Origin of the sequence: Pseudoblastomonas marina (assembly GCF_034374265.1) — a bacterium.
Lineage (GTDB): Bacteria > Pseudomonadota > Alphaproteobacteria > Sphingomonadales > Sphingomonadaceae > Alteriqipengyuania_A > Alteriqipengyuania_A marina.
This window is the reverse complement of record NZ_CP139718.1, coordinates 2,076,053-2,098,844: the sequence shown is the minus strand read 5'-3', so window position 1 is coordinate 2,098,844 and position 22,792 is coordinate 2,076,053. Positions and strand designations below refer to the sequence as shown.

The following is a 22,792-nucleotide window of genomic DNA, read 5'->3' as shown; positions in this document are numbered from 1 at the left end:
TGCTACCTCTTCGAAAGCCGTAATCAGTTGCGCGGCGCGCGCGACGAGGAATGGTACTGGACGATTCTCCACCCGTCCGCATCGTGAGCAAGCACCGATGTCGCCACGCCGTCGCGCTCGATCACCCGGCCATCGCTAAGTTCGATGCGATAGCCATACGTCTCATAGGCATGGGCCATGTGCCCCATCCGGGTGACGGTCAGCGTGGGGTCGGTAAAGGTGAAGCTCACAATCGCGTCGAGCTCGGGGCCCAAATGGTGCTCCATGTAATTGGCAAAGCTTCCTTCGGCCTTGCCATTCTCGAAGATCGCCGAGTCCTCGGCGAAGAGCGCGCGCATTGCCTGCGCGTCGCGCGCTTCAAGAGCGGTGCGATAGGCCTTGAGGGTTTCTTCAGCGCCCGCGACATCGTCCGCCGAAGCGTCCATCGCGTGCATCTGATGGTTCGCATGGGAAGAGTGGTCCATCTGCTGCGCGAAGGCTGGCAGCGGTAACAGCGTGGCAACAAGCGCAGTCGCCGCGATGCGTGTCAAAGTCTTGGTCATAGAATTTCTATCCTTTTTGAGATTTCAGAACCAGAATCGCACACCGACGACATAATTGGTGACGCTCGGATCCTCTCCGGCGGCCCGCGCAAAATCCGCGCTGTCGCCGATGCGCCATTCCTGGGAAACGCCGACATAGGGCGCGAATTCGCGTGCGAACTCGTAGCGAAGACGCAAACCTGCCTCGATCCGATCGAGCCCGGCACCGATGCCCAGCTCGGGAATGTCCTGCGCAGAAAGCGCGAGTTCGGCTCTGGGCTGGAGGATCAACCGCTGCGTGATGCGCTGATCGAGTTCGCCCTCGATACGCGCGGTCACATCGCCCTTGGTGGAGACGAAGGCCGCGGCATCGACCTCGAAGCGGTACGGCATGAGACCCTGGATACCGATAACCGCGTGCGTGCGCTCCGGACCGGTGAGGTCCTGGCGAACACCCGCCTGGAAATCGAAGAAGGGCGCAATGGCGCGACTCCAGAGCGCCTGGACCTCGGCGCCTTCTACGGGTTCGCCGAAGCTGCCCTCACCCTCGGACTTGAACCAGAATTTGTCGATGTCGCCGCCATAATATCCCTGGATGTCCCACAGATATCCATCCTTCCCCTCGCGGGCGCGGTATTCGAGCCGGTCGCCCTGAAACCAGAAGCGCATTCCTCCGTCGGTCTCGCGGACAAGCTCGCGGCGCGCTTCGTTCATGGCTTCCTCGCCCCAGATGGCGACCGCCGCGCGCGCTGGGCCGCTCCCTGCTTCTGGAGGAGGCGGCAGCAGCGGGATATCATCGTCCGAGCCCATCTGCATCGCCGAATGGTCCATGCCCTGCCTGTCCTGCGAAGGCGTCTGCCCATGGTTCATCTGGCTGTGATCCATCTGCCCATGGTCCATCGACGAACTGGCCTCCGCCTGTCCCATCTCGCCGTGATTCATCTGCGAATGATCCATCGCGCCTTCGGCGGGCTTGCCCTGCGGCATCGAGCCGTGATCCATTCCTTCATGACTTTCGGGCGATGCCTGTGGACGGGCAGCGTCCATTGGCATTGTCATGCCAGAATGGCCATCCTGAGCGGTCATCGAACCATGATCCATGGTTGAGTGATCCATCTGCGAGCGGTCCATGGCGGCTTCAGGCTGTGCAGCCGGTTCGCATGCTCCATCTGCTACCGAATGCCCCATCGCGCGATGGCGCTCGGCTTCTTCCTCGCACTTTGTATCGGGGTCAGCCTGCGCCTCGGCGCTTTGCTGCGCTTCCGCCGACGAATGACCGGCATGCTGCGCCGCCGCGGGGGAGGCGAGAATTGAGCTGGCTGCGGCCGATGCGAGCAGGCTGGCAATACGAATTTTCATGCTTCGCTCCCGTCGGGATTGGCGACCGTGACGATCTGAAACATCCCGGCATGCATGTGGTAGAGAAGGTGGCAGTGAAAAGCCCAGTCGCCCGGTTCGTCCGCCGTCAGGTCGAACTGCGCGCTGCCACCCGGCTGCAGGATGACCGTGTGCTTGAGCGGTTGACGATCGGCCGGCGCGCCATTGACCAGCTCGAAGAAATGACCGTGAAGGTGAATGGGGTGCGCCATCATCGTGTCGTTGACGAGCTTCACGCGCACGCGCTCGTTATAGGCGAAACGGATCGGCTCGTCCGAGACGGCGGAGAACTTCTTGCCGTCGAACGACCACATGTAGCGCTCCATATTTCCGGTCAGATGAATTTCCATTCGCCGGGACGGCGTGCGGCCCTCGCGGTGCGGCGTCAGAGCGCGCAGCTTGCGATAGTCGAGCGTACGATGCGGCACATCGGCGAGGCCGATGCCGGGATCGCCCATGCGGTCGACCGGGTTCATCGACACCATGTCGAGACCGGGCCCGACCTTCACATCGGGCGGCAGAAGCGAAGTGTCGCGCATCTGCATGCCAGACATGCCGGCCATGCCTGGCATCTCGGATTGGCCGGAGGAACCATGATCCATCCCTGCCATGTCGCCGCCACTTCCGTGGTCCATACCCGACATGCCGGCATCGCCAGACGAGCCGTGGTCCATGCCGCTCATGCCCATGTCCGCCATGGTCAGAAGCGGCGGATCGCGCAGCGGCGGAATGGCGGCGCGAGCGCCGGGTGCGCTCGCCAGCGTGGCAATACCCATGCCCGAGCGGTCCATCGACTCCGCGACCAGCGTGTAGGCTTGTTGCGCGCCCGGCGTCACGACGACGTCATAGGTCTCGGCCACACCGATCTGGAACTCGTCGACCTCAACCGGCTCGACGTTCTGCCCGTCCGCCTGAACGATGGTCATCGGCAGGCCGGGAATGCGAATATTGAAGAAGGTCATGGCGCCGGCATTGATGAAGCGCAGCCGCACGCGTTCGCCCGGGCGGAAGAGGTATTCCAGATTGTCGAGCGGGCCATGGCCGTTCAGAAGATAGGTATAAGCCGCGCTCGACACGTCGAGGATGTCCGTCGGCATCATGCGCATTTTCGCCCACATCCGGCGATCCTCGCCCGAAAGCGGGTAATCGTCGGTCCAGGTGTTCTGGTTGTAGTTGAAGTAGCCTTCGCCCTTCTTGAGCTTGTCGAAAATCGTGTGGGGCGACATTTCGCTGAATTCGCTCAGCACCACGATATATTCGCGGTCGGCCTGAACCGGATCGGGTCCGGCGGGATCGACCACGATCGCGCCGTAATGCCCGGCCTGCTCCTGCAGGCCGCTATGCGAGTGCCACCAGTAGGTACCTGACTGGCGAACCGGAAATTCGGCGGTGAAGGTCTCTCCCGGTTTGACACCGGGGAAGCTCACGCCGGGCACTCCATCGAGCTGAAACGGCACGAGCAGACCGTGCCAGTGGATCGAGGTATCTTCCTCGAGCTGGTTATGGACATTGAGCCGGACGGTCGTGCCTTCCTGCAATCGCAACAGCGGACCAGGGATAGTGCCATTGACGGCGATCGCTCCGCCGCGCCTGTTACCGGTCGCGAAAGCCGATCGGGCAACGGTGAGGTCGATATTGGGGCCGGATACCTCGTCCAGCCCCTTGCGGGCGTTACCTGCGAGGATGTCCGCGCCGCGTGCCCAGGCAGGCATCGCCCCGGCAAGGCCGAGCAGGCCCATGCCTCCTGCTCCGGCTCCGAGAAACTTGCGTCGATTGACGGCGATCATAAAGGGCTCCTGACTTGGCGTTTACCGTTACTTACGCGCCCGCCCATCCAACCCCTCAAAGTTTTTCGAAGCGCTCCTTCAGCCTGTTGCGCGCGCGGTATACGCGGGTTTCGATCGCCTTTTCGGTCGTTCCGAGAAGATCGGCCGCCTCGGCCTGGCTACGCCCCTCGATGGTCACGAGCACGAGGGCTTCGCGCAGCCTTACGGGCATTCGTGCGATCTCGGCCTGAACGAGATTGAGCTCTTCCCTGGAAACGGCCAGCGCTTCAGGACCCGGGACATCGTCGGCGACGGAATGGAGTTCGGCATCGCCCGACAATCCGAAAAAGCCCGCGACCTTGCGCCTGCGCAAACGGTCCCGGCACCGGTTGAGGACGACGGTTGTCAGATAGGGTCCGATCGGCTTGTCCGGATCGAGCCGATGACGCGTCAGCCACACCGAAGCCAGGCTGTCCTGAACAACGTCCTCGGCCTGGGAAGGAGAGGAAAGCATGCGTGTCGCGAGCGCGAGAAGCCGGCCGGTTTCATGCTCGACGAGTTGGCTGAAAGCCCGCTTGTTTCCAGCCCTCGCCTGCGAGACAAGGGCCTCATCCGGATTGTAGCCCGCCCCCGACATGGCGCTTCAGTCGCGCGGGTCGCGGGTCAGGGCGTCGGAGACCTTGCGGTCGAACTGGCGTTGCTGTTCTGGATCGAGGATTTCGCGCATATCGAAGACGTGGCGCACCGTTGCCTTCTGCAGATCGCCCATGCGCGCATGCACCTCGTCGATCGCGGCCGAGACCTCGGGGCCGTACTCGTGCTCGTTTTCCATCGCCTGGGCGAGCCGGGCATTGGCTGCGCGCGCCGATCCTTCGAGCCGTGCCCTTTCGACGGCGAAACGGGCCTCGAGCGCGTCGAGACGCTGCTCCTGGTCGGCCGTCAGGGTGAGCTCGTCGTGCACGAAATCGTGAAGGCCGGAGCCTGCCTCGTGATTGGCCCAGCGGTCCGCGGCAATCGCGCCGAGGCATCCTGCGAGCGCTGCGAGAAGCACCGCGAGAACGATATGCGTCGTCTTCAAACCTTATTGCTCCACATGGAGGAGTGCCGATGGGGACAGCTGTTCGCCGAGGATAAGACTCTCGCCCAGTGGCGCGGACGACGTGCCATAGCTGCCAGGCCAACCGCTTGTTCCGGCGCCAGCTCCAAGCCCGACGACGAACAGACCGACGAACAGAGCCGTCCGGCGGCGTCGGTCGGCGATTTCGCCAAGCTGTCCGGCGCGCTGCCAAACGCCATCCATGAAGTCCGCGGGGACCTCGTTGGTGGCGGTGGCGGAAAGGGTTCCGAGCACCGCATCAAGAGAGTGATTGTCACGCATCCGAAAAACTCCTGTGGGTTGCACGTGTCCTATACGCGCTCGCCTGCACAATCCCTTAAAGTTCCTTTTTTGAGGGAATGTCCACCGCCATACGTAATCGAGACGGGTCTGTCAGAATCGGGTCGAACCCGGGATGAATGGGAGCCAACTCGTGAGCAATATCACCGCACCTGAAGATCAGGGCGAATTTACGCCTCTTCTTGGCAAGAGCTTTCTGACGCCGCTTTACGACCGGGCGATCGGTCTGTTCACCCGCGAACATCTCTGGCGCCAAAAGATTGTCGAAGAGCTGCACCTTGTCCCCGGCGACCGGGTGATCGATGTTGGCAGCGGAACCGGCACTCTTCTCAAGGCCTTGATGACGGATTGCCCGGAAGCGGGTCTGATCGGTGTCGAACCCGACCCGGAGGCGCTCGCGCTTGCGCGGCACAAGTTTGGAGCGGGAGCCGATCTCGTGAAATGGCACAATGGCTTTCTCGAAAGCCTCGAGCTGCCCGCAGGGTGGCGGCCGAACAAGATCGTCAGCAGCCTCGTCCTTCACCAGGTTCCCTTGCGCAAGAAGCAGGCAATCCTGGAAATTATCGAAAGCTTGCTCGTGCCAGGCGGAACCGTTTTGATCGCCGATTATATGAAGCAGGATAGCCCACTCATGCGGAGCCTGTTCCGGGCGACCGTCCAGTCGCTTGACGGCGTAAGCGACACGCAGCCCAGCGCCGACGGCGAAGTCGAAAAACTGTTCGCCGAAATCTTCACCGAGCCATGCCTGCTCCACCGGTTCCCGACGGTGACCGGGACGATCTCGCTATGGCGCGGATATAAGAAAGGAATTGCACAATGATCTGGAAAAAGCCTTCGCTGTCCCGGCGATCAATTAGCGGCGCGGCCTTGCTCGTGCTGGCAGCCTGTTCGAACGTGGCTCAGGCAGCGAACTATACTATGTTCAGGGATCCCGGATGTGGATGCTGCCTCAACTGGGCAGGCCATCTCGAAGATGGGATGAACACGAAGGTGGCATCGGTCGACAGCAACGACATGGCGGCGATCAAGACCGCGCGGGGCGTACCGGAAGAATTGTGGTCATGCCACACGATGGAGGTCGATGGTTACATCATCGAAGGTCACGTGCCTGCCGAGGCAGTCGCCAAGCTCTTGCGCGAGCGGCCCGCCGGCGTTGCCGGCCTAGCGGTTCCGGGAATGCCTCTGGGATCTCCCGGTATGGAGGCAGGAGACCGGGTGCAGCCCTACGAGGTCATCGCCTTTGGTTCAGCCGGACAGAGCGTCTTCGCATCCTTTCCGTGAGGGTGTGGGACCACACCATGCGTCACCGTGAAAGGGATGCAGGTGATGAAGATTAATTGCGGGAAGCGACAAAGAACCCGGTAAAACAGGGACAGGCGGTAAGAAGCCTATCGAACTTCTCGCAGGGTCCGGGGCCAGCTGCCCCCACGGTCCCGGACCCGTCCAATTGTATGATTTCAGCACGCACGAAGTGGGAGAAATGCGATGGTAAAAGGATCAATCAAGAGCTCGATATTCGCATGGGGCTGGACGCTCAGCGTGTTTCTGCTTGTCAGCTATCTCCTGTGCATTGCTTTCGGGGCGCTTGCACCCGAGCGGTTTCACATGCACGAAGCCTGGGCTCCGTTACTGCCATGGTTTGAATGGCTGACCCTGTCAGGATTTCTTGCAGGAGCGGTGGGCAGTTTTCTCTACGGCTGGTACATCGCACTTGTAGCAGTCCCGCTGTACCGGTTTTTCCAAGCCCGGTTTTCCTGATTTGAGGCGCTGAATATTAGGCGCACTCAGCGTGGACTGCCGTGCGTTGACGCGCCGCCATCGGCATCGCTGCAGGAAGAAAAAGCGCGCCGCCGGAAATCGATAGCTCAACGCTATTCCCGGGCCAGCCCAAGGATGGCATGCCCCGTCAGAAAATTTTTTGAGGGGTGAGCCGCTTCGCAACGTACTGCTTATCGTGATGTTTCTCGGACGGGAGGACATCGACAGGGGAAAGACTTGCAGACAAATGGCGACGATCAACATAGCGAGAGTGCGGGCTCGATAACGCTGCTTGGCGGTGTCGCAATGGGAACCGGCGTCATGATCGGCGCTGGCATCTTCGCACTGACCGGCCAGATTGCCGAACTGGCTGGACCGCTTTTCCCGCTTTCGTTCATTGCCGGCGCTGCGGTCACTTCATTGGCCGCCTACAGCTACATCAAGATGTCGAACCGCTGGCCTTCCTCGGGCGGCATCGCGATGATCCTGCAAAAAGCCTATGGACCAGGCGTCGTGGCAGCCTCGGCATCGCTCCTGATGGCGCTGTCGATGGTCATCAACGAAAGCCTGGTCGCCCGAACCTTCGCGACCTATGCCCTGCGGCCCTTTGGGCTTGAGAGCAGCGGCGTTCTGGTTTCCGTCGCGGCACTGGCGCTCATCGTTTTCGCCTATTTCGTGAATGCGGCCGGCAACAAATCGGTCAGCGGATTTTCGCTCATTATGTCGGCGATCAAGATCGGCGGCATCGCCCTGTTCGCGATTGCGGCGATCTGGGCCAGCGGATTTTCGGACGGTGCCTTCTCAGAGCCGGTCGCGCTTTCGGGCCTCGACGCGCTGCTCGCGTCGGTCGCCTTCTCGATCCTTGCTTTCAAAGGTTTCACCACCATCACCAACAGTGGCGGTGAAATCATCAATCCGCACCGGAATGTCGGTCGAACCATAATCATCTCGATCGCAATATGCGTGGTCGTCTACCTCCTTGTCGCGGTGGCGGTCGGTGCCAGCCTCAGCACGTCAGAAATAGCTGAGGCGCGCGATTATTCGCTTGCGGCGGCTGCGCGCCCCGCGCTCGGAGAGCTTGGCTTCTATTTCACAGTGGCAATCGCGATCGCAGCCACGACCTCGGGTGTCATCGCCAGCGTTTTCGCCGTTTCGCGAATGCTGACGATGCTGACCGAGATGAAGATGATCCCGCATAGCCATTTTGGCATGAGCGGACCGATCCGCAGTCACATGTTGGTCTATACCGTTGTTGTCGCAGGCACGCTCGCGGTCCTGTTCGATCTTTCGCGGATCGCCTCGCTCGGAGCGTTCTTCTATCTCGTAATGGACATGCTTGTACATTGGGGCGTGCTGCGCGGTTTGCGGGAAGAGATAGGCGCGCGCGCCTGGATCCTTTGGTCGGCCCTGGTGGCAGACGGCGTAGTCCTGACAGCTTTTGCCCTCGCCAAGCTCGAAACCGACCCTGCGGTCGTCGCCTATGCGGTCGCAGGTATCGTCGCAGTGTTCGGAGCCGAATGGTTCTATCTCCGTCGAAATCCCGCGCTTCGTGAAATGCCTGCCACTCACGATGGAGATTATAGATGATCGCCGCACTTGTGCTCGCCATTGCACTTTTTCTGGCTTCGGTCGGCGCGCATCTTTCGATTCTCGGTGTCGGACATCGCATGCTCGACGCACGCCGAAATTTCTCTGCCAGGCTTGGGGTCGCGCTTCTCGCCCTGGCATCGCACCTGCTTGTCGCGACGCTCTTCGCTGGCGGTTTCTGGCTGGGCGCGGAGCTGGGCCTCGGCGGGTTCGACAAGACGCCGGCGATGAGTGCGATGGACTATTTCTATTTCTCGCTGATCAACGTGACCACACTGGGGCTCGGCGACATCTACCCGACCGAGCACCTGCGCGTCATTGCCGGCGTCGAAGCCTTGACCGGCTTCGCACTCATCAGCTGCTCGGCACAACTGTTCTGGACCATGATGAAGGAAGGAGAAAACGCATGACTGAAAGTACATCCCACTCGGACAAGGGAGGGGGCGGCAACTACTGGCGGTTTATGGCCATGGTATCCACCTCGACCGTGATCATGTTCTTCCTGATGTATGCCAACAGCTTCGACATGGACGACGTGTTCTGGAGCGAAACGCGCTTCTGGATGATGTTCGTCATGGGCGCGATGATGATGGTGGTCATGCTGCTCTTCATGTGGGGCATGTACAAGGACCGGACCAAGAATTTCATCATCCTGGGTGTCGGAGCCGTCGTCTTCGCACTCGCGCTATGGCTCGTACGCAGCCAGACCACGGTCGACGACACCGAATACATGGCCGCAATGATTCCGCACCACTCGATCGCGATCATGACCAGCGAAAGGGCGAGCCTGAAGGATCCGCGTGTCCGGGAACTTGCTCAGGCCATCATCGTGGCGCAGCGGCGTGAGATCGCCGAGATGAAATACCTCATCCAGGACATCGAGGAGAACGGCCCGCGCACCGAAGAACGCCTGTCCGAGGAGATGCAGCAATGAACAAGATCGCACTTCTGACTCTTGCAGCCCTTCCGCTGGCGGCCTGCAATACCAACACCGCGATCGGTAATGACCGCGAAGCACAGCTCGATCCTCCGGCAACGGCAGCGCCGATAGAGAGCGCTGCGAGCGCTCTTGCCAATCTCAGCCCCGGCCTCATGCTGCCCGAGACCATGAGCGACGCGGACCTCGCCGCGCTGGGAGCCGAGAACACGTGCCAGTTCCGCCTGACCGAGGTCGCGTTCCCGTCGTTCGTCTACGACAACAGCGGTCGCGGGGCGATCAAGATCAATGGCAAACTGATCCCCGTCACGGCAAGCGCCTCGGGTGAGTATGCGAATGGTGAGCTTCGTATCCGTACGCGCCTTCTCGATGACGAAGGAGACGCGGGCCTGCAAATGCAGGAGCTCATCGTCGCCGGCCCCCGGATGAAGGACGAGTTCGGGTTCTGGGGGTACACGACCTGCGGCAACAGCGAAGCGTGAACACGAGCGAGCGGGCGCCGGCTTCCGTCGGTGCCCGCTCCATGATCATGATCGGCCCGGCACGCGCGGCCGAATTTATAATGAGGTGCTACAGTGGAAGCTGAGCCTGTGAGCGATGCAGCCCCCCTTGCGGTCTTCGGTGCCGGAGGAAAGACCGGCACGGAAATACTGCGCCATGCGGTTCGCAAGGGCATCGAGGTTCGAGCGTTCGAGCACACCTTGCCCGAACCATCGGACCGGGTCGATAATGTCGAGTACTTCCAGTGCGATGTACTCAACGACGACTTCAGCAGCGAGCTCGAAGGTTGCCGTGCGGTCATTTCCGCACTCGGTATAGGATTTAGCCCATCCACGGCGATCGATCCGCCTCCGCTTTACACGGAGGGAACCCGCAGGCTGGTGGAAGCGATGTCGGCGACCGGCATTTCCCGGATCGTCGTGATATCGGCGGCGTTCGTAGAGCCGCAGCCCAGCGTTCCTGCATGGTTCGAGCTCACAGCAAGACCAGCCTTGCACAATATTCTCGAACAGATGCGTGTCATGGAAGATCTTCTGGAGCGCGCGAAAGGCCTGGAATGGACGGCGGCGCGACCGGGCTGGCTCCTCGACGAACCCTATACGGGCGAAGCCGTCATTTCCGACGAGCGTCTTGCCGAGGGTTGCTTTCGTTGCCGGCATGCCGACCTCGCGGCAGCGATGCTCGAATTCGTCTGCGAGAACACCTGGGTCAACGCCAAGCCCGCTATCGCCCGTCCAGAAGCAGACCCCTTCGAGAATGTCTCGGCACTCAAAGCCGAACTCGGGATCGACTAGATCGACGCGGTCTCACGGAAACACTCCAACAACGAGGCAAAACATGCTGCTCGAGAAGATAAAGACCCCCGGTCTCTCCCACCTTTCCTATCTGATTGGTTCGCAGGGCAAGGCAGCGGTCATCGATCCGCGCCGGGACTGCGAGATTTATGTCGAGCGTGCCCGCGCCGAAGGGCTGGAGATCACGCATATCTTCGAAACGCACAGGAATGAGGATCTCATCACGGGATCGCCGGTATTGGCCAAAATGACCGGTGCCCGCGTTCTGCACGGTCCAAACCCTGCGGACGAGATTGTTTTCGCCGACACCGCGCGAGAGGGCGACGTTTTCGAGATCGGGAAGTTGCGGACCTCGGTGCTCGAAACTCCCGGTCACACCGACGATCATCTCGCCTTCGTCTTTCACGACGACGATTATCCCGAAGGACCGGTCGGCGTCTTCACCGGCGATGCGCTCTTCGTGGGCGACGTCGGCCGAACCGATTTCTATCCCGAGCGCGCGCGGGAGGTCGCGGGCCTCCTGTACGATTCATTGCAAAAGATTTGCGCTCTGGGTGACCAGACGATCATTTACCCCGCGCATGGTGCAGGCTCCGTCTGCGGTTCGGGAATGGCGGACCGCGAATTCTCGACCATAGGCCACGAACGTCGCAATAATCCGCGGCTGCAGATCGCCGATCGCGAGGAGTTCATCGAGGCGAAGCTCGCCGAGCATCATTACCAACCGCCCTATTTCAGGCTGGTGGAACGCCTGAATGTCGAGGGAACATCTCCCGCGCCACGGATCCTGCGACCAAAACGCCTCATGCTCTCGGACATTCGCGAAATCGACGCCGATCATGTCGTCGACGTGCGGGATCCGCTTGCATACGCAAGCGGGCATCTGCCCGGTTCGATATGCCTTCCGGTCGGCATGATTTCGGCGTTTGCGGGCTGGTTCATCGGAGAAGGCGACACAATCGCACTCGTCGGATCGGCGGAAGACCAGCTGGCATCGGTCATGACGCACCTCGTGAGGATCGGGCTCGATTCGATCGTCGGCGGCTATGTCGGTATCGTCCCGGCTGCTGCGCAAGGAATGGAGATAGCGAGCCTGCCGATGATCGGGACGAGCGAGGTTCAGGATCGTCTCGAGCGCATGCGCGACAACTGGACCTTGCTCGACGTGCGTGAACTCGATGAGCGGCGCAGCGGCGCGATCGAGGGATCGAAACACATCTACGTGGGCGAGCTCAATTCCCGCTTCGCCGAGCTCGATCGCGAACGCGCCTATACCGTCATGTGCGCCAGTGGCATGCGTGCCAGTGTGGCTGCGGGCTGGCTGCAAAGCAAAGGATTCGAAAAGCTCGACGTATATCTGGGCTCGATGGGTGCCTGGCAGCACGCGTCGTGATGAACCAGCGCACCGGACTGGAGGTCCTTGTCTTGCGCTCCTCAAAGCTTTACGCCCTTTTTATGCGAGTCTTGCGCTCCCTTGGACTGTTACTGATCGCTTGCGGGCTGTTCGTTCAATCGGCAGCGCATGCGTCTGCCCTGCCTCAGGCGCTCGATGCAGGCAAACCGACCTGCGCCGAGATGGAGATGATGGCGGGAGCAGCTTCCATGGACGATCATGACGGCGTGCCTTGCAAGAACCTTCGGCTGGATTGTCTCGTGGCATTCGGCTGCATCCCGCCCCTCGTTCCAGGGGGTGATGCGACCCTGGTCGGAGAAAGACCGGCGCAGGCTGCGCAATTCAGCGGTTTGATCTCCAATTCGCTCGCAGCCACAGGACTGGGGCCAGAGCCGCCACCTCCGCAATTTCCGGCATGACCCGCGTGCAGGCTTAAGCCTGCGCGCTCCTGCCTCTGGATGAACGGCCTGCGCTTGACGCGAGCCGGTGATCCGGAACGCGTGCCTGACGCGCTCCTTTTGCGGATGAATGATCATGAAACGAATAAGCTGGACCGCGCTTCCGGTCCTGCTGGCCCTCGCGCCGGCGAGTAATGCCCAGTCGGTGGGCTATGAAGAAGCTTTGCGAGCAGCAACGAGCGACCAGCCCCAGGTTCGAACAAGTGAACTGCGACTGGACGCCCGGCGCGAGATCGCCGACGCTGCCGATGAACTGCCAGACCCGCGCCTTCGCGCGGGCATCCAGAACCTGCCGGTAAGCGGGCCGGCTGCGTTCGAGCTGGGTCGCCAGCTCCCAACGCAGATCCAAGTCGGCATCGAACAGGAGATCCCCAATCTCGCGAAACGTCGGGCCCGGTTCGGAATGGCGGACGCCGACATCGACCTTGCCGCAGCACAATTGCGTCAAACCCGTTACAGGGTACGCGTCGGAGCAGGAATGGCATGGATTTCGTTGGCTTATGCCCAGCGGGCTCTGACGGTCGCCGACGATGCACTTGCTGAAATCGAGGGGCTCGTACCACTCGCGCGCAGTTCTGTCGCCGCCGGTTCGGCCAGACCCGCCGAAAGTCTGGAAGTACGCCGAGCCGTGCTCGAAGTCGAAGACATGCGGACCAGAATCGAAGCCGACCGAGAGGCCGCTCAGGCCATGCTGTCGCGCTATACGGCTCTGCCGAACGCTACCGCGACCGGAACCATTCCTTCGGCCGATCTCGATCCCGAAGGTTTGCGGGCCATGCTCCAAAGTAATCCGGAGCTTGTCGTAGCGCTTGCTCAGGTCCGCCAAGCGGAAGCGAGAAGCGATCTTGCCCGATCGGAAAGGCGTCCGGATTTCGGCGTCAACGTGAGTTATGGGCGGCGCGATCCCGATTTTGGCGATGCGATCTCGGTGATGGGTTCGATCACTCTCCCGATTTTCGCGGACCGGCGCCAAAACCCGCGTATAGCCGCCGCCGAAGCCGAGGCGGCTGCGGCGCAATCGGCCAGGGCCGACCGGCTGCGTGAACTCGAAGCCCAGTTCGAGACCGATCTCGCCGCCTGGCGCAGCGCTTATCGACAATGGCAGCGCGCGACGGACGAATTGCTTCCCCTTGCCGAAAGCCGCGTGGACCTCGAGCGCGCGAGCTTTGCCGCAGGCCGCGCGGAACTGCTCGACGTCATCGACACCATCAAAACGCTTGCCGTGCTGCGGGTGGACATTCTGCAACGCGAGGAGGCGACCGTCGAAGCCGCCGCGAACCTGCGACTGACCTATGGGGAGTATGGCCGATGAGAGCCGCAATGGGAGCCGCGTGGGACAGGCTATCGCCGCGCCAGAAGTCCTGGACCATGGCAGGCACGGTCGCGCTAATCAGTCTTGCCGCCGGCTATGGTCTCTCGCAGCTCGGTGAAGGCCAGGGTGGTGCGAGCAATGCGGGCGGCAGTGCGACCGAATGCGAGGAGGTCCTTTACTGGTACGACCCGATGGTGCCGGGGCAGCACTTCGGCGAGCCGGGCAAGTCACCCTTCATGGATATGCAACTGGTGCCCAAGTGCGCGGGCGAGGAGGCCACCGCAGGCGTCAGGATCGATCCCGGCCTGGTCCAGAATTTCGGCATCCGCACCACTGAAGTCGAGTACGGCGTCCTTGAGCCAGAAGTAACCGTCACAGGCGTTCTGGCCTACAACGAACGCGACGTTGCGATCGTCCAGCCACGTGCCGGAGGCTATGTACAAAGAACCTACGGCCGCGCACCCGACGATGTCGTTGGACGGGGCGCTCCGCTCGCGGATATCCTGGTTCCTGAATGGGGCGGAGCGCAGCAGGAGTATCTGGCCGTCCTGAACAGCGGTGATGAAGAACTTGCGCAGGCCATGCGCGAACGCATGCGCCTTTTGGGCATGCCTCCAGGCCTGATCTCATCGGTAGGGCGCAGTGGACGTCCGCAGTCCACGATCACCGTTACCGCGCCGATTGGAGGTGCCATCACATCGCTCGGCGTGCGACCGGGGATGACGGTCATGGCCGGACAGACGCTCGCCGAGATAACCGGTTTCTCACCGATCTGGCTCGAAGCCGCGGTGCCTGAAACGCAGGCGGCGAATATGCGCGTCGGGCAACCTGTCAGCGCGACGCTGACCGCATTCCCCGAGGAACGCTTCTCCGGACCCATCATCGCCATCCTGCCGAGTGCACAGGATGCAAGCCGTACGATCACCGTTCGTGCGCACCTGCCCAATGCATCCGGGCGCCTCAAACCGGGTATGTTCGCGCAGGTCTCGCTGACCCCGGACACACGCCGCGCGCTGCTGGTACCGTCCGAAGCGGTTATCAGGACCGGACGTCGAACCATCGTGATGGTGAAGCAGGACGAGGGCGGTTTCATGCCCGCCGAGGTTCGGATCGGCCGCGAAGCGCGTGGAAGGACCGAAGTGCTGGCCGGACTTTCCGCCGGCGAGCAGGTCGTGACATCGGGTCAGTTCCTGCTCGATTCCGAAGCAAGCCTCACAGGACTCGACGTCCGTCCGATAGATCAGGCAGATGACGCTTCCACCGGCGGCGAGGACGAACCAGCGACCTTTGGGGCCACCGGCACGATCCAGTCGATCGCCAATGGTTCGGTGACGCTGCGGCATGGTCGCGTGCCCCGGCTCGATTGGCCCGCGATGACCATGACCTTCCGCACGAGGAGCGCGGCGCAACTGCGCGGGCTCGAGAGGGGAGACAGAGTGCGCTTCACCTTCACCCAGCAGGATGCCGGCCCCCGGATCGAGTCTATCACGAGGGCCGGACAATGATTGCTCGGATAATCGACGCCTCGATCGCGAACCGCCTGTTTATCGTTCTCGCCGCCGTCGCGGTGACGCTGGCCGGTTTCTGGGCGGTACGCACGACGCCGGTCGACGCGTTGCCCGATCTGTCCGATGTGCAGGTCGTGGTCCGGTCCAACTATCCGGGGCAGGCCCCCCGGATCGTCGAGGACCAGGTCACCTACCCCCTGGCAACGACCATGCTTTCGGTGCCGGGGGCGAAAACCGTCCGCGGCTACTCGATGTTCGGCGACAGCTATGTCTATATCATCTTCGAGGACGGTACCGACCTCTACTGGGCACGCTCGCGAGTGCTCGAATATCTCAACCAGGTGCAGAACCGCCTGCCCGATGGCGTCACGAGCACGCTCGGGCCCGATGCAACCGGTGTGGGGTGGATCTACGAGTATGCGCTGGTCGACCGGACCGGCGGGCACGACCTTGCCGGTCTTCGCAGCCTGCAGGACTGGTTCCTGCGCTATGAGCTCAAAACGATCCCCGGCATTGCCGAGGTCGCCAGCGTTGGCGGCATGGTCAAGCAATACCAGGTCGTTCTCGAGCCTTACCGGATGGCGTCGCTCGGCGTGACCCACGCCGAGATCGTGAGCGCAATCCGGTCCGCCAATCAGGAAGCGGGCGGCTCGATTGTCGAGATGGGCGAAGCCGAATATATGGTCCGCGCTTCTGGCTATCTCGGCGACCTCGATGATTTTCGGCAAATTCCGCTACGCACCGCGAGTGGCGGTGTCCCGGTCACGCTGGGCGACGTAGCGATGATCCAGGTCGGCCCCGAACTGCGCCGAGGCATCGCCGAGCTCAATGGCGAAGGCGAGGTTGCCGGCGGCATCATCGTTCTGCGTCAGGGTGCGGATGCAAGAAGCGCAATACAGGCCGTCGAACAGAAACTCGACGACTTGCAGGCAAGCCTTCCCGAAGGCGTCGAGATCGTCACGACCTATGATCGCTCTCAGCTCATCGATGCGTCGATAGAGAACCTCACCACGAAGCTCATCGAAGAGTTTATCGTCGTGGCGCTCGTATGCGCTCTATTCCTCTGGCACGCGCGTTCGGCACTTGTCGCCATCATCACCCTGCCTTTGGGCGTGCTCGCGGCCTTCATCGTGATGCGCTTCCAGGGCGTCAATGCCAACATCATGTCGCTGGGTGGCATAGCCATCGCGGTCGGTGCGATGGTCGATGCCGCCGTCGTCATGATCGAGAACGCGCACAAGCATCTCGAGCGATGGGAACACGAGAATCCCGATACCGTGCTCGCGGTGAAGGAACGTTGGCGGATCATCGCCGATGCATCGAAGGAAGTGGGACCGGCGTTGTTCTTCAGCCTGCTGATCATTACGCTGTCGTTCCTACCGGTCTTCACCCTGCAGGCGCAGGAAGGGCGGTTGTTTGCACCGCTCGCTTTCACCAAGACCTATGCGATGGCTGCCGCAGCCATTCTCTCGGTAACGCTGGTGCCGGTCATGATGGGATGGCTGATCCGTGGGAAGATCCCTTCGGAGGATTCCAATTTTCTCAACCGCTGGCTGACGAAAATCTATCGTCCGGGGCTCGACTGGGTGATGCGGCGCCCCAAAGCGACACTGGCTTTCGCGGCGGTGATCTTTCTGACCACCGCGATCCCCTTCACCCGGCTTGGCGGCGAGTTCCTCCCGCCGCTCGATGAAGGCGATTTGCTTTATATGCCGAGCGCGCTGCCCGGCCTTTCCCCCGGCGAGGCTTCGGCGCTGCTGCAGCGCACCGATCGCCTGATCAAGTCCGTCCCGGAAGTGGAAACGGTGTTCGGCAAAGCGGGGCGCGCCGATACAGCAACCGATCCGGCTCCCCTGACCATGTTCGAGACGACGATCCGCTTCAAGCCGCGTGAAGAATGGCGCGAGGGAATGACGCCCGATCTGCTGGTCGAAGAGCTTGACCGGGTCGTCCAGGTGCCGGGCCTCGCCAATGTCTGGGTGCCGCCGATCCGCAACCGGATCGACATGCTCGCGACCGGGATCAAGAGCCCGATCGGGGTCAAGGTTTCAGGCGACGATCTCGATCAACTCGAACGCGTTGCACTCGATGTGGAGCGTATCGCCAAGACCGTGCCTGGCGTGAGTTCCGCCCTGGCCGAACGCCTGTCGGGCGGTCGCTATGTCGATGTCGATATCGACCGGATGGCGGCTGCGCGATACGGGCTCAACATTGCCGACATCCAGCAGATCGTCTCTGGTGCAATAGGCGGTGCCAATGTCGCACGGACCGTAGAGGGGCTGGCGCGCTATCCGATCAATGTGCGCTATCCCCGCGAAATCAGGGACAGCGTCGATGAACTCAGCGCCCTGCCGGTTCTGACGCCGTCCGGCCAACAGATCACGCTTGGCACTGTCGCACGTATCAGCGTCAGCGACGGCCCGCCCATGCTCAAGAGCGAGCAGGGTCGTCTGACCAGCTACATCTACGTCGACGTCCGGGGCCGCGATCTTACTTCGGTGGTCGCCGATCTTCAGGAGGCCGTCGCAGCGGACGTCGACCTGCCTGCCGGCGTCAGTCTGTCCTATGCGGGCCAGTTCGAATATCTGACGCGCGCCTATGAGCGACTGAAGATCGTGGTTCCCGCGACGCTCGCGATCATCTTCCTGCTGCTCTATCTCATTTTCCGGCGCTGGGACGAAGCCTTGCTGATCATGGGCACGCTGCCCTTCGCGCTGACGGGCGGATACTGGTTGCTCTATCTGTTGGGCTACAACCAGTCGGTGGCGACTGCGGTCGGATTCATCGCGCTTGCCGGCGTCTCCGCCGAATTCGGCGTGGTGATGCTGATCTACCTGAAAGCCGCACTGGAGCGACGGCAAGCTGACCTGAGCGCCGAAGAAGTGGACGAGGCCATCCGGGAAGGTGCGCTCCTGCGCGTGCGGCCCAAGGCAATGACTGTCGCAGTCATCCTTGCGGGTCTCTTTCCGATCCTGATCGGCACCGGCGCGGGCTCGGAAGTCATGAGCCGCATCGCCGCGCCGATGGTCGGCGGCATGATCACCGCCCCGCTCCTGTCCATGTTCCTGCTTCCCGCCGCCTATCTGTTGTTGCGGCGCCCCCGTCCGGAGAAACCGGCGAACCCTCAAGGAGAAGAAGAATGCGTACCCCAACCTACATGATCCTGCTCGCGGCACCGCTGGCGCTTGCAGCCTGCGACGCTGCAGACGACAGCACCGGGACCTCGATGTCTGACGAAATGGCGAACTCGGACAGTATGCCAATGTCAGGCGAAATGCCGATGGCGGAGGAGACCGGCGGCGAGCAGAGCGCCGGCGCGGAGGGAACGGTAACAGCCATCGATCCCGAGGCGGGCACGGTGACCATCGAGCATGGTCCGGTCGAAAGTATCGGATGGCCGGCGATGACCATGGCCTTCGAAGCCGACGAACAAATCCTCGAACAGGTCAGTGTCGGTGAGGGAATAGCCTTTGAATTTCGTACTGGAACCGAAGGCAGCGTCGTTACCTCGGTAACGCCGCGATAGCATGATGGGTGGGAGGCGCTCGGTTGCGCCGGTGCCTCCCACGCAAAAACAGGTGAATATGCCCGGTATCGACAGCCCCAACTTTCAGGATCGCCGCGACTTCATGAAGAGTGCCGGCCTCGCGGCGACGGGTTTCGCGGCGCTGCCGCTGGTGGGTTGCGACACGCAAAGCAGGGTGTCGCTCGATCGCTCAGGCGCAAGCAATCCTCTTGCCATACCTCGGCTACAGGCAGGAACGATCGAACGGGGCGAGCGTGTCTTTCGCCTGTCCCTGACACCGGGCGAGAAGGAATTCGTGCCCGGCACCCCGTCTCCGACGATCGGTATTGACGCATCCTATCTCGGGCCGACCCTCGAAATGCGTCGCGGCGAACAGGTTCGCTTTCACATCGACAACAAGCTTGCCGAAGATGCGACCGTCCATTGGCATGGTTTCGAACTTCCCGCTGCCGCGGATGGCGGACCGCACCAGCTCGTGCGGCCCGGCGAGCGCTGGAGCCCATCCTTCGAAATACGCCAGCGCGCTTCACTATACTGGTATCATTCGCATCTGCATCGCCGGGCCGGACCACAGGTCTATGCCGGTCTCGCAGCCCCGATCTACGTGCGCGATGAGGAAGAGGATCGCCTCGATCTGCCGAGCCGGTACGGTGTGGATGACATACCGCTCGTCGTGCAGGATCGCGTGATCGACGGCTCAGGCCGCCTCGTCTACCCGCTCGACATGCACTCGCGGATGATGGGGGTGATAGGTGAGCGCATCTATGTGAACGGAACGTCCAATGCCGCCTTCGACGCCGCCGCCGGTCCGCTGCGCCTGCGGCTTCTCAATGGATCCAATGCGCGGTTCTACACCTTCTCGCTCGAAGGTGATCGTCCGATGCAACTCATCGCAAGCGATGGCGGCCTGCTCGCCGCACCCCGCGGGATTCGCAGTCTTACCCTTGCCCCAGGCGAACGCGCACAAGTGATCGTCGACCTTTCCGAAGGGCGCCCGCTCCGCATGATTGCCAGCAGCCCTGCTAACGCCATGGGCATGATGGCCGGGGAAGGCGGGGGTATGATGGACGGCGGAATGATGGGAAACCGGACCGCTAGCGGAAGGCAGGGCCGCACTTTTTCGATCCTCGATATGCGCCCCCCAAGCGCGTCGACTCCAGTAATGCTCCCGCCCACCCTGGCCGCGCTTGCTGCGCCAGACCCCTCGCTCGCCGTTCGCAGCCGCCGTTTCGTGCTCGATATGGGCATGATGGGCCGGGGCATGTCGATCAACGGCGAAACCATGGACATGGACGTCATCAATCAGCGCGTACCGGTGGGTCAGTGGGAAATATGGGAAATCGCCAACGCATCGATGATGGCCCATCCCTTTCATATTCATAACGTGCAGTTCCGCTTGCTCGACCGGGACGGTCGGCCTCCGCGGGCGGAAGAGGCGGGCTTCAAGGACACCGTAATCGTCAACCCGCGTGAACAGGTCAGGCTGCTGTTGCGGTTCGAAGAAAATACCGATCCCGACACTCCCTACATGTATCACTGCCATATCCTCGAGCACGAGGACGCAGGCATGATGGGCCAGTTCGTGGTGACGGCCAATTAGGGGAGAACGACAGATGAGCGATGGGTACAATGCAATCGAGGGTATGGCGACCGACCCCGTTTGCGGAATGAGCGTGAAGATGGACGGCGCCCGCTTCGTCGATCGACACGAGGGTGGCGACCATTACTTCTGCTCCTCGCGCTGCCTCGACAAGTTCCGCGCGGATCCGGAGATGTATCTTTCGAAGGCGCACCTCGATGCTGTCGAGGATGTCCCGGAAGGTACCATATACACCTGTCCGATGCATCCGGAGATCCGGCAGCCGGGGCCGGGCTCTTGCCCGATATGCGGGATGGCCCTCGAACCCGAAACGGTCACTCTGAACGAGGGCCCCGATCCCGAACTCGTCGACATGCGGCGAAGGTTCTGGTGGAGCGCGCTCTTCACGCTGCCGCTCTTCGCCTATGCGATGGGCGACATGATCCCGTCGCGACCGTTCGATCAGGTCATCGAACCCGCTATCGCGCAGTGGCTGCAGCTCCTGCTGGCAACTCCGGTGGTGCTTTGGGGCGGCTGGCCCTTCTTCACCCGCGCGCTGCAATCGGTCCGGACCATGAACCTCAACATGTTCACCCTGATCGGCTTCGGCGTCGCCATCGCCTATCTGTTCAGCCTTGTGGCAACCCTCGCCCCGGACATCTTTCCCGAGGCATTCCGCGATCATGCGGGCCGGGTCGGCGTCTATTACGAGGCCGCAGCGGTTATCACGACCCTCGTGCTGCTCGGGCAGGTGCTCGAGCTCAAGGCGCGCGGATCGACATCGAGCGCCTTGCGAGCGCTTCTCGAACTCGCACCCCCGACCGCGATGAAGATCTTCGGTCGCGGGGACGAGCGCGAAGTACCGCTCGATGAATTGACGTCGGGGGACCTGCTGCGCGTGCGTCCGGGCGACAAGGTCCCCGTCGATGGCACGCTCGAGGATGGAAGCAGTGCCATCGACGAATCCATGATCAGTGGCGAACCCATTCCCGTCAAGAAAAGCGCGGGCGATCCCGTGATCGGGGGCACCGTAAACCAGACCGGCAGCTTCACCATGCGCGCGACGCAGGTCGGCGCGGACACCATGCTCTCGAAGATCGTGCAGATGGTCGCGGAGGCCCAGCGCAGCCGGGCACCGATCCAGCGGCTCGCCGACCAGGTCACCGGATGGTTCGTACCCATCGTCGTCCTTGTCGCTATCGTGAGTTTTGTCGTCTGGGCCATCTGGGGACCGGCACCGGCCCTTGCCTACGCGCTCGTCAACGCGGTCGCCGTTCTGATCATCGCGTGTCCCTGCGCGCTCGGACTGGCGACGCCGATGTCGATCATGACCGGTACCGGCAAGGGCGCGCAGCACGGGATCCTGATCAAGAACGCCGAAGCGCTCGAAACGCTGGAAAAGATCGATACGCTGGTCGTCGACAAGACCGGAACGCTGACCCGGGGCAAGCCTGATCTTGTCGACGTAAAACCGCAGCCAAATTTCGACGAGCAGGAATTGCTGAGCCTTGTCGCTGCCGTTGAGAGAGGAAGCGAGCATCCACTCGCCCACGCGATCGTGGAAGGGGCTCAAAACAGGGGCGCTGCCATTCTCGACGCTTCCGATATCGAATCCGTGACCGGCGAAGGTATCCAGGCAAATGTCGACAAGCGCCTGGTCGCGATCGGGAATGAAAAGATGATGGAGCGTATAGGGGCGCTCGAAGAAGGCTGGCGGTCAACGGCGGACGAAGGCCGAAGCCTCGGACAGACGGTGATGTTCGTGGCCGTGGACGGGGCACCGGCAGGCCTTATCGCGGTCGCCGATCCGATCAAGGCAACCAGCCGCACCGCTATTGCCGCGTTGCATGAGCGCGGCATCAAGATCGTGATGCTTACCGGCGACAGCGAAGCCACCGCGCGTGCGGTAGCAAGCCAGGTCGGTATCGACGAAGTCGAAGCGAACGTCTCGCCCGAGGACAAACATCGCAAGATCGAGCAGTTGAAGAGCGAGGGTCGCCGGGTCGCTATGGCCGGCGACGGCATAAACGACGCACCCGCGCTTGCCGCTTCGCATGTCGGCATCGCGATGGGAACGGGTACCGATGTCGCGATCGAAAGCGCGGGCGTGACATTGGTGCGCGGCGACCTCGTCGGCGTTGTTCAGGCGCTCGTCCTGTCTCGGGCCACTATGCGCAACATCAGGCAGAACCTGTTCTTTGCCTTTGCGTATAATGCGCTCGGCATACCGGTCGCAGCAGGTGTCCTCTATCCATGGACCGGGTTGCTTTTGAACCCGATGATCGCGGCCGCAGCGATGAGCCTGTCTTCGGTATCGGTGATCGGCAACGCCCTGCGCCTGCGCGGCCTCGCTCTTCCCAAATTCGATACCTGAGCGAT

At 62.0% G+C, this 22,792-nt stretch carries 22 protein-coding genes; 16 read left to right on the top strand and 6 right to left on the bottom strand.

Going from position 1 to position 22,792, the window contains the following annotated elements:
• Positions 1 to 23: 23 nt before the first annotated feature.
• Genes T8S45_RS10355 through T8S45_RS10330 form a run of 6 tightly spaced genes read right to left on the bottom strand, consistent with a single transcriptional unit; the run spans position 24 to position 5,042 of the window.
• Positions 24 to 542 carry a YybH family protein gene (locus T8S45_RS10355; protein ID WP_322293671.1) on the bottom strand — a complete coding sequence of 173 codons (519 nt, stop codon included), beginning with the start codon at positions 540 to 542 and terminating at the stop codon, positions 24 to 26.
• A 24-nt stretch (positions 543 to 566) separates the two neighbouring features.
• Entirely contained in the window at positions 567 to 1,880 is a 1,314-nt protein-coding gene (locus T8S45_RS10350) for a copper resistance protein B (RefSeq protein WP_322293670.1), read from the bottom strand.
• Positions 1,877 to 3,685, bottom strand: a complete 1,809-nt coding sequence (locus T8S45_RS10345; RefSeq protein ID WP_322293669.1) for a copper resistance system multicopper oxidase — start codon at positions 3,683 to 3,685, stop codon at positions 1,877 to 1,879. Before T8S45_RS10345 ends, T8S45_RS10350 begins: the two co-directional genes overlap by 4 nt.
• A 55-nt stretch (positions 3,686 to 3,740) precedes the next feature.
• Positions 3,741 to 4,301, bottom strand: a complete 561-nt coding sequence (locus tag T8S45_RS10340) for an RNA polymerase sigma factor (protein WP_322293668.1) — start codon at positions 4,299 to 4,301, stop codon at positions 3,741 to 3,743.
• Positions 4,302 to 4,307: 6 nt separating this feature from the next.
• Entirely contained in the window at positions 4,308 to 4,742 is a 435-nt protein-coding gene (locus T8S45_RS10335; RefSeq protein WP_322293667.1) for a Spy/CpxP family protein refolding chaperone, read from the bottom strand.
• 3 nt (positions 4,743 to 4,745) lie between these two features.
• Positions 4,746 to 5,042, bottom strand: a complete 297-nt coding sequence (locus tag T8S45_RS10330) for a hypothetical protein (protein ID WP_230782958.1) — start codon at positions 5,040 to 5,042, stop codon at positions 4,746 to 4,748.
• Between the two features lie 133 nt (positions 5,043 to 5,175).
• Between T8S45_RS10330 and T8S45_RS10325 the strand changes: the two genes are divergently transcribed.
• The 16 genes from T8S45_RS10325 (at position 5,176) to T8S45_RS10250 (ending at position 22,787) form a co-directional block, all read left to right on the top strand.
• Positions 5,176 to 5,880: a class I SAM-dependent methyltransferase gene (locus tag T8S45_RS10325; protein WP_322293666.1), complete on the top strand. Its 705-nt coding sequence runs from the start codon at positions 5,176 to 5,178 to the stop codon at positions 5,878 to 5,880.
• Positions 5,877 to 6,341: a DUF411 domain-containing protein gene (locus T8S45_RS10320; RefSeq protein WP_322293665.1), complete on the top strand. Its 465-nt coding sequence runs from the start codon at positions 5,877 to 5,879 to the stop codon at positions 6,339 to 6,341. Before T8S45_RS10325 ends, T8S45_RS10320 begins: the two co-directional genes overlap by 4 nt.
• A gap of 204 nt (positions 6,342 to 6,545) precedes the next feature.
• Positions 6,546 to 6,818: a DUF5676 family membrane protein gene (locus tag T8S45_RS10315; RefSeq protein ID WP_322293664.1), complete on the top strand. Its 273-nt coding sequence runs from the start codon at positions 6,546 to 6,548 to the stop codon at positions 6,816 to 6,818.
• A 282-nt stretch (positions 6,819 to 7,100) separates the two neighbouring features.
• Entirely contained in the window at positions 7,101 to 8,405 is a 1,305-nt protein-coding gene (locus T8S45_RS10310; protein ID WP_322295218.1) for an APC family permease, read from the top strand.
• Positions 8,402 to 8,815, top strand: coding sequence for an ion channel (locus T8S45_RS10305; protein WP_322293663.1), 414 nt, complete (start codon positions 8,402 to 8,404; stop codon positions 8,813 to 8,815). Before T8S45_RS10310 ends, T8S45_RS10305 begins: the two co-directional genes overlap by 4 nt.
• Complete coding sequence (locus T8S45_RS10300; protein WP_322293662.1) at positions 8,812 to 9,339, top strand: DUF305 domain-containing protein; 528 nt, start codon at positions 8,812 to 8,814, stop codon at positions 9,337 to 9,339. The genes T8S45_RS10305 and T8S45_RS10300 overlap by 4 nt, the downstream gene beginning before the upstream one ends.
• Positions 9,336 to 9,824, top strand: coding sequence for a DUF6692 family protein (locus tag T8S45_RS10295; protein ID WP_221543382.1), 489 nt, complete (start codon positions 9,336 to 9,338; stop codon positions 9,822 to 9,824). Before T8S45_RS10300 ends, T8S45_RS10295 begins: the two co-directional genes overlap by 4 nt.
• A gap of 108 nt (positions 9,825 to 9,932) precedes the next feature.
• Positions 9,933 to 10,637, top strand: coding sequence for an NAD(P)-dependent oxidoreductase (locus tag T8S45_RS10290; protein WP_322293661.1), 705 nt, complete (start codon positions 9,933 to 9,935; stop codon positions 10,635 to 10,637).
• Between the two features lie 43 nt (positions 10,638 to 10,680).
• Entirely contained in the window at positions 10,681 to 12,030 is a 1,350-nt protein-coding gene (locus T8S45_RS10285) for an MBL fold metallo-hydrolase (RefSeq protein WP_322293660.1), read from the top strand.
• Positions 12,030 to 12,449, top strand: coding sequence for a hypothetical protein (locus T8S45_RS10280; RefSeq protein ID WP_322293659.1), 420 nt, complete (start codon positions 12,030 to 12,032; stop codon positions 12,447 to 12,449). Before T8S45_RS10285 ends, T8S45_RS10280 begins: the two co-directional genes overlap by 1 nt.
• Positions 12,450 to 12,558: 109 nt before the next feature.
• On the top strand, positions 12,559 to 13,800 hold the full coding sequence (locus tag T8S45_RS10275; protein ID WP_322293658.1) for a TolC family protein: 1,242 nt from the start codon (positions 12,559 to 12,561) through the stop codon (positions 13,798 to 13,800).
• A gap of 8 nt (positions 13,801 to 13,808) precedes the next feature.
• Positions 13,809 to 15,305, top strand: a complete 1,497-nt coding sequence (locus T8S45_RS10270; protein ID WP_322295217.1) for an efflux RND transporter periplasmic adaptor subunit — start codon at positions 13,809 to 13,811, stop codon at positions 15,303 to 15,305.
• Positions 15,302 to 18,469, top strand: a complete 3,168-nt coding sequence (locus tag T8S45_RS10265) for an efflux RND transporter permease subunit (RefSeq protein ID WP_322295216.1) — start codon at positions 15,302 to 15,304, stop codon at positions 18,467 to 18,469. Before T8S45_RS10270 ends, T8S45_RS10265 begins: the two co-directional genes overlap by 4 nt.
• Positions 18,448 to 18,834 carry a copper-binding protein gene (locus T8S45_RS10260; protein WP_322293657.1) on the top strand — a complete coding sequence of 129 codons (387 nt, stop codon included), beginning with the start codon at positions 18,448 to 18,450 and terminating at the stop codon, positions 18,832 to 18,834. The genes T8S45_RS10265 and T8S45_RS10260 overlap by 22 nt, the downstream gene beginning before the upstream one ends.
• Before the next feature lie 58 nt (positions 18,835 to 18,892).
• Positions 18,893 to 20,434 carry a multicopper oxidase family protein gene (locus T8S45_RS10255; protein ID WP_322293656.1) on the top strand — a complete coding sequence of 514 codons (1,542 nt, stop codon included), beginning with the start codon at positions 18,893 to 18,895 and terminating at the stop codon, positions 20,432 to 20,434.
• 13 nt (positions 20,435 to 20,447) lie between these two features.
• Complete coding sequence (locus T8S45_RS10250; RefSeq protein WP_322293655.1) at positions 20,448 to 22,787, top strand: heavy metal translocating P-type ATPase; 2,340 nt, start codon at positions 20,448 to 20,450, stop codon at positions 22,785 to 22,787.
• The last annotated feature ends 5 nt before the right edge of the window (positions 22,788 to 22,792 follow it).

Excerpts from the sequence above, each read along its gene's own strand:
- T8S45_RS10260 (WP_322293657.1), top strand. The coding sequence starts at position 18,448 with ATGCGTACCCCAACCTACATGATCCTGCTCGCGGCACCGCTGGCGCTT.
- T8S45_RS10340 (WP_322293668.1), bottom strand. The coding sequence starts at position 4,301 with ATGTCGGGGGCGGGCTACAATCCGGATGAGGCCCTTGTCTCGCAGGCG.
- T8S45_RS10295 (WP_221543382.1), top strand. The coding sequence starts at position 9,336 with ATGAACAAGATCGCACTTCTGACTCTTGCAGCCCTTCCGCTGGCGGCC.
- T8S45_RS10355 (WP_322293671.1), bottom strand. The coding sequence starts at position 542 with ATGACCAAGACTTTGACACGCATCGCGGCGACTGCGCTTGTTGCCACG.
- T8S45_RS10325 (WP_322293666.1), top strand. The coding sequence starts at position 5,176 with ATGAATGGGAGCCAACTCGTGAGCAATATCACCGCACCTGAAGATCAG.
- T8S45_RS10350 (WP_322293670.1), bottom strand. The coding sequence starts at position 1,880 with ATGAAAATTCGTATTGCCAGCCTGCTCGCATCGGCCGCAGCCAGCTCA.
- T8S45_RS10315 (WP_322293664.1), top strand. The coding sequence starts at position 6,546 with ATGGTAAAAGGATCAATCAAGAGCTCGATATTCGCATGGGGCTGGACG.
- T8S45_RS10255 (WP_322293656.1), top strand. The coding sequence starts at position 18,893 with ATGCCCGGTATCGACAGCCCCAACTTTCAGGATCGCCGCGACTTCATG.
- T8S45_RS10305 (WP_322293663.1), top strand. The coding sequence starts at position 8,402 with ATGATCGCCGCACTTGTGCTCGCCATTGCACTTTTTCTGGCTTCGGTC.
- T8S45_RS10250 (WP_322293655.1), top strand. The coding sequence starts at position 20,448 with ATGAGCGATGGGTACAATGCAATCGAGGGTATGGCGACCGACCCCGTT.
- T8S45_RS10270 (WP_322295217.1), top strand. The coding sequence starts at position 13,809 with ATGGGAGCCGCGTGGGACAGGCTATCGCCGCGCCAGAAGTCCTGGACC.
- T8S45_RS10265 (WP_322295216.1), top strand. The coding sequence starts at position 15,302 with ATGATTGCTCGGATAATCGACGCCTCGATCGCGAACCGCCTGTTTATC.
- T8S45_RS10320 (WP_322293665.1), top strand. The coding sequence starts at position 5,877 with ATGATCTGGAAAAAGCCTTCGCTGTCCCGGCGATCAATTAGCGGCGCG.
- T8S45_RS10330 (WP_230782958.1), bottom strand. The coding sequence starts at position 5,042 with ATGCGTGACAATCACTCTCTTGATGCGGTGCTCGGAACCCTTTCCGCC.
- T8S45_RS10345 (WP_322293669.1), bottom strand. The coding sequence starts at position 3,685 with ATGATCGCCGTCAATCGACGCAAGTTTCTCGGAGCCGGAGCAGGAGGC.
- T8S45_RS10285 (WP_322293660.1), top strand. The coding sequence starts at position 10,681 with ATGCTGCTCGAGAAGATAAAGACCCCCGGTCTCTCCCACCTTTCCTAT.
- T8S45_RS10300 (WP_322293662.1), top strand. The coding sequence starts at position 8,812 with ATGACTGAAAGTACATCCCACTCGGACAAGGGAGGGGGCGGCAACTAC.
- T8S45_RS10280 (WP_322293659.1), top strand. The coding sequence starts at position 12,030 with ATGAACCAGCGCACCGGACTGGAGGTCCTTGTCTTGCGCTCCTCAAAG.
- T8S45_RS10275 (WP_322293658.1), top strand. The coding sequence starts at position 12,559 with ATGATCATGAAACGAATAAGCTGGACCGCGCTTCCGGTCCTGCTGGCC.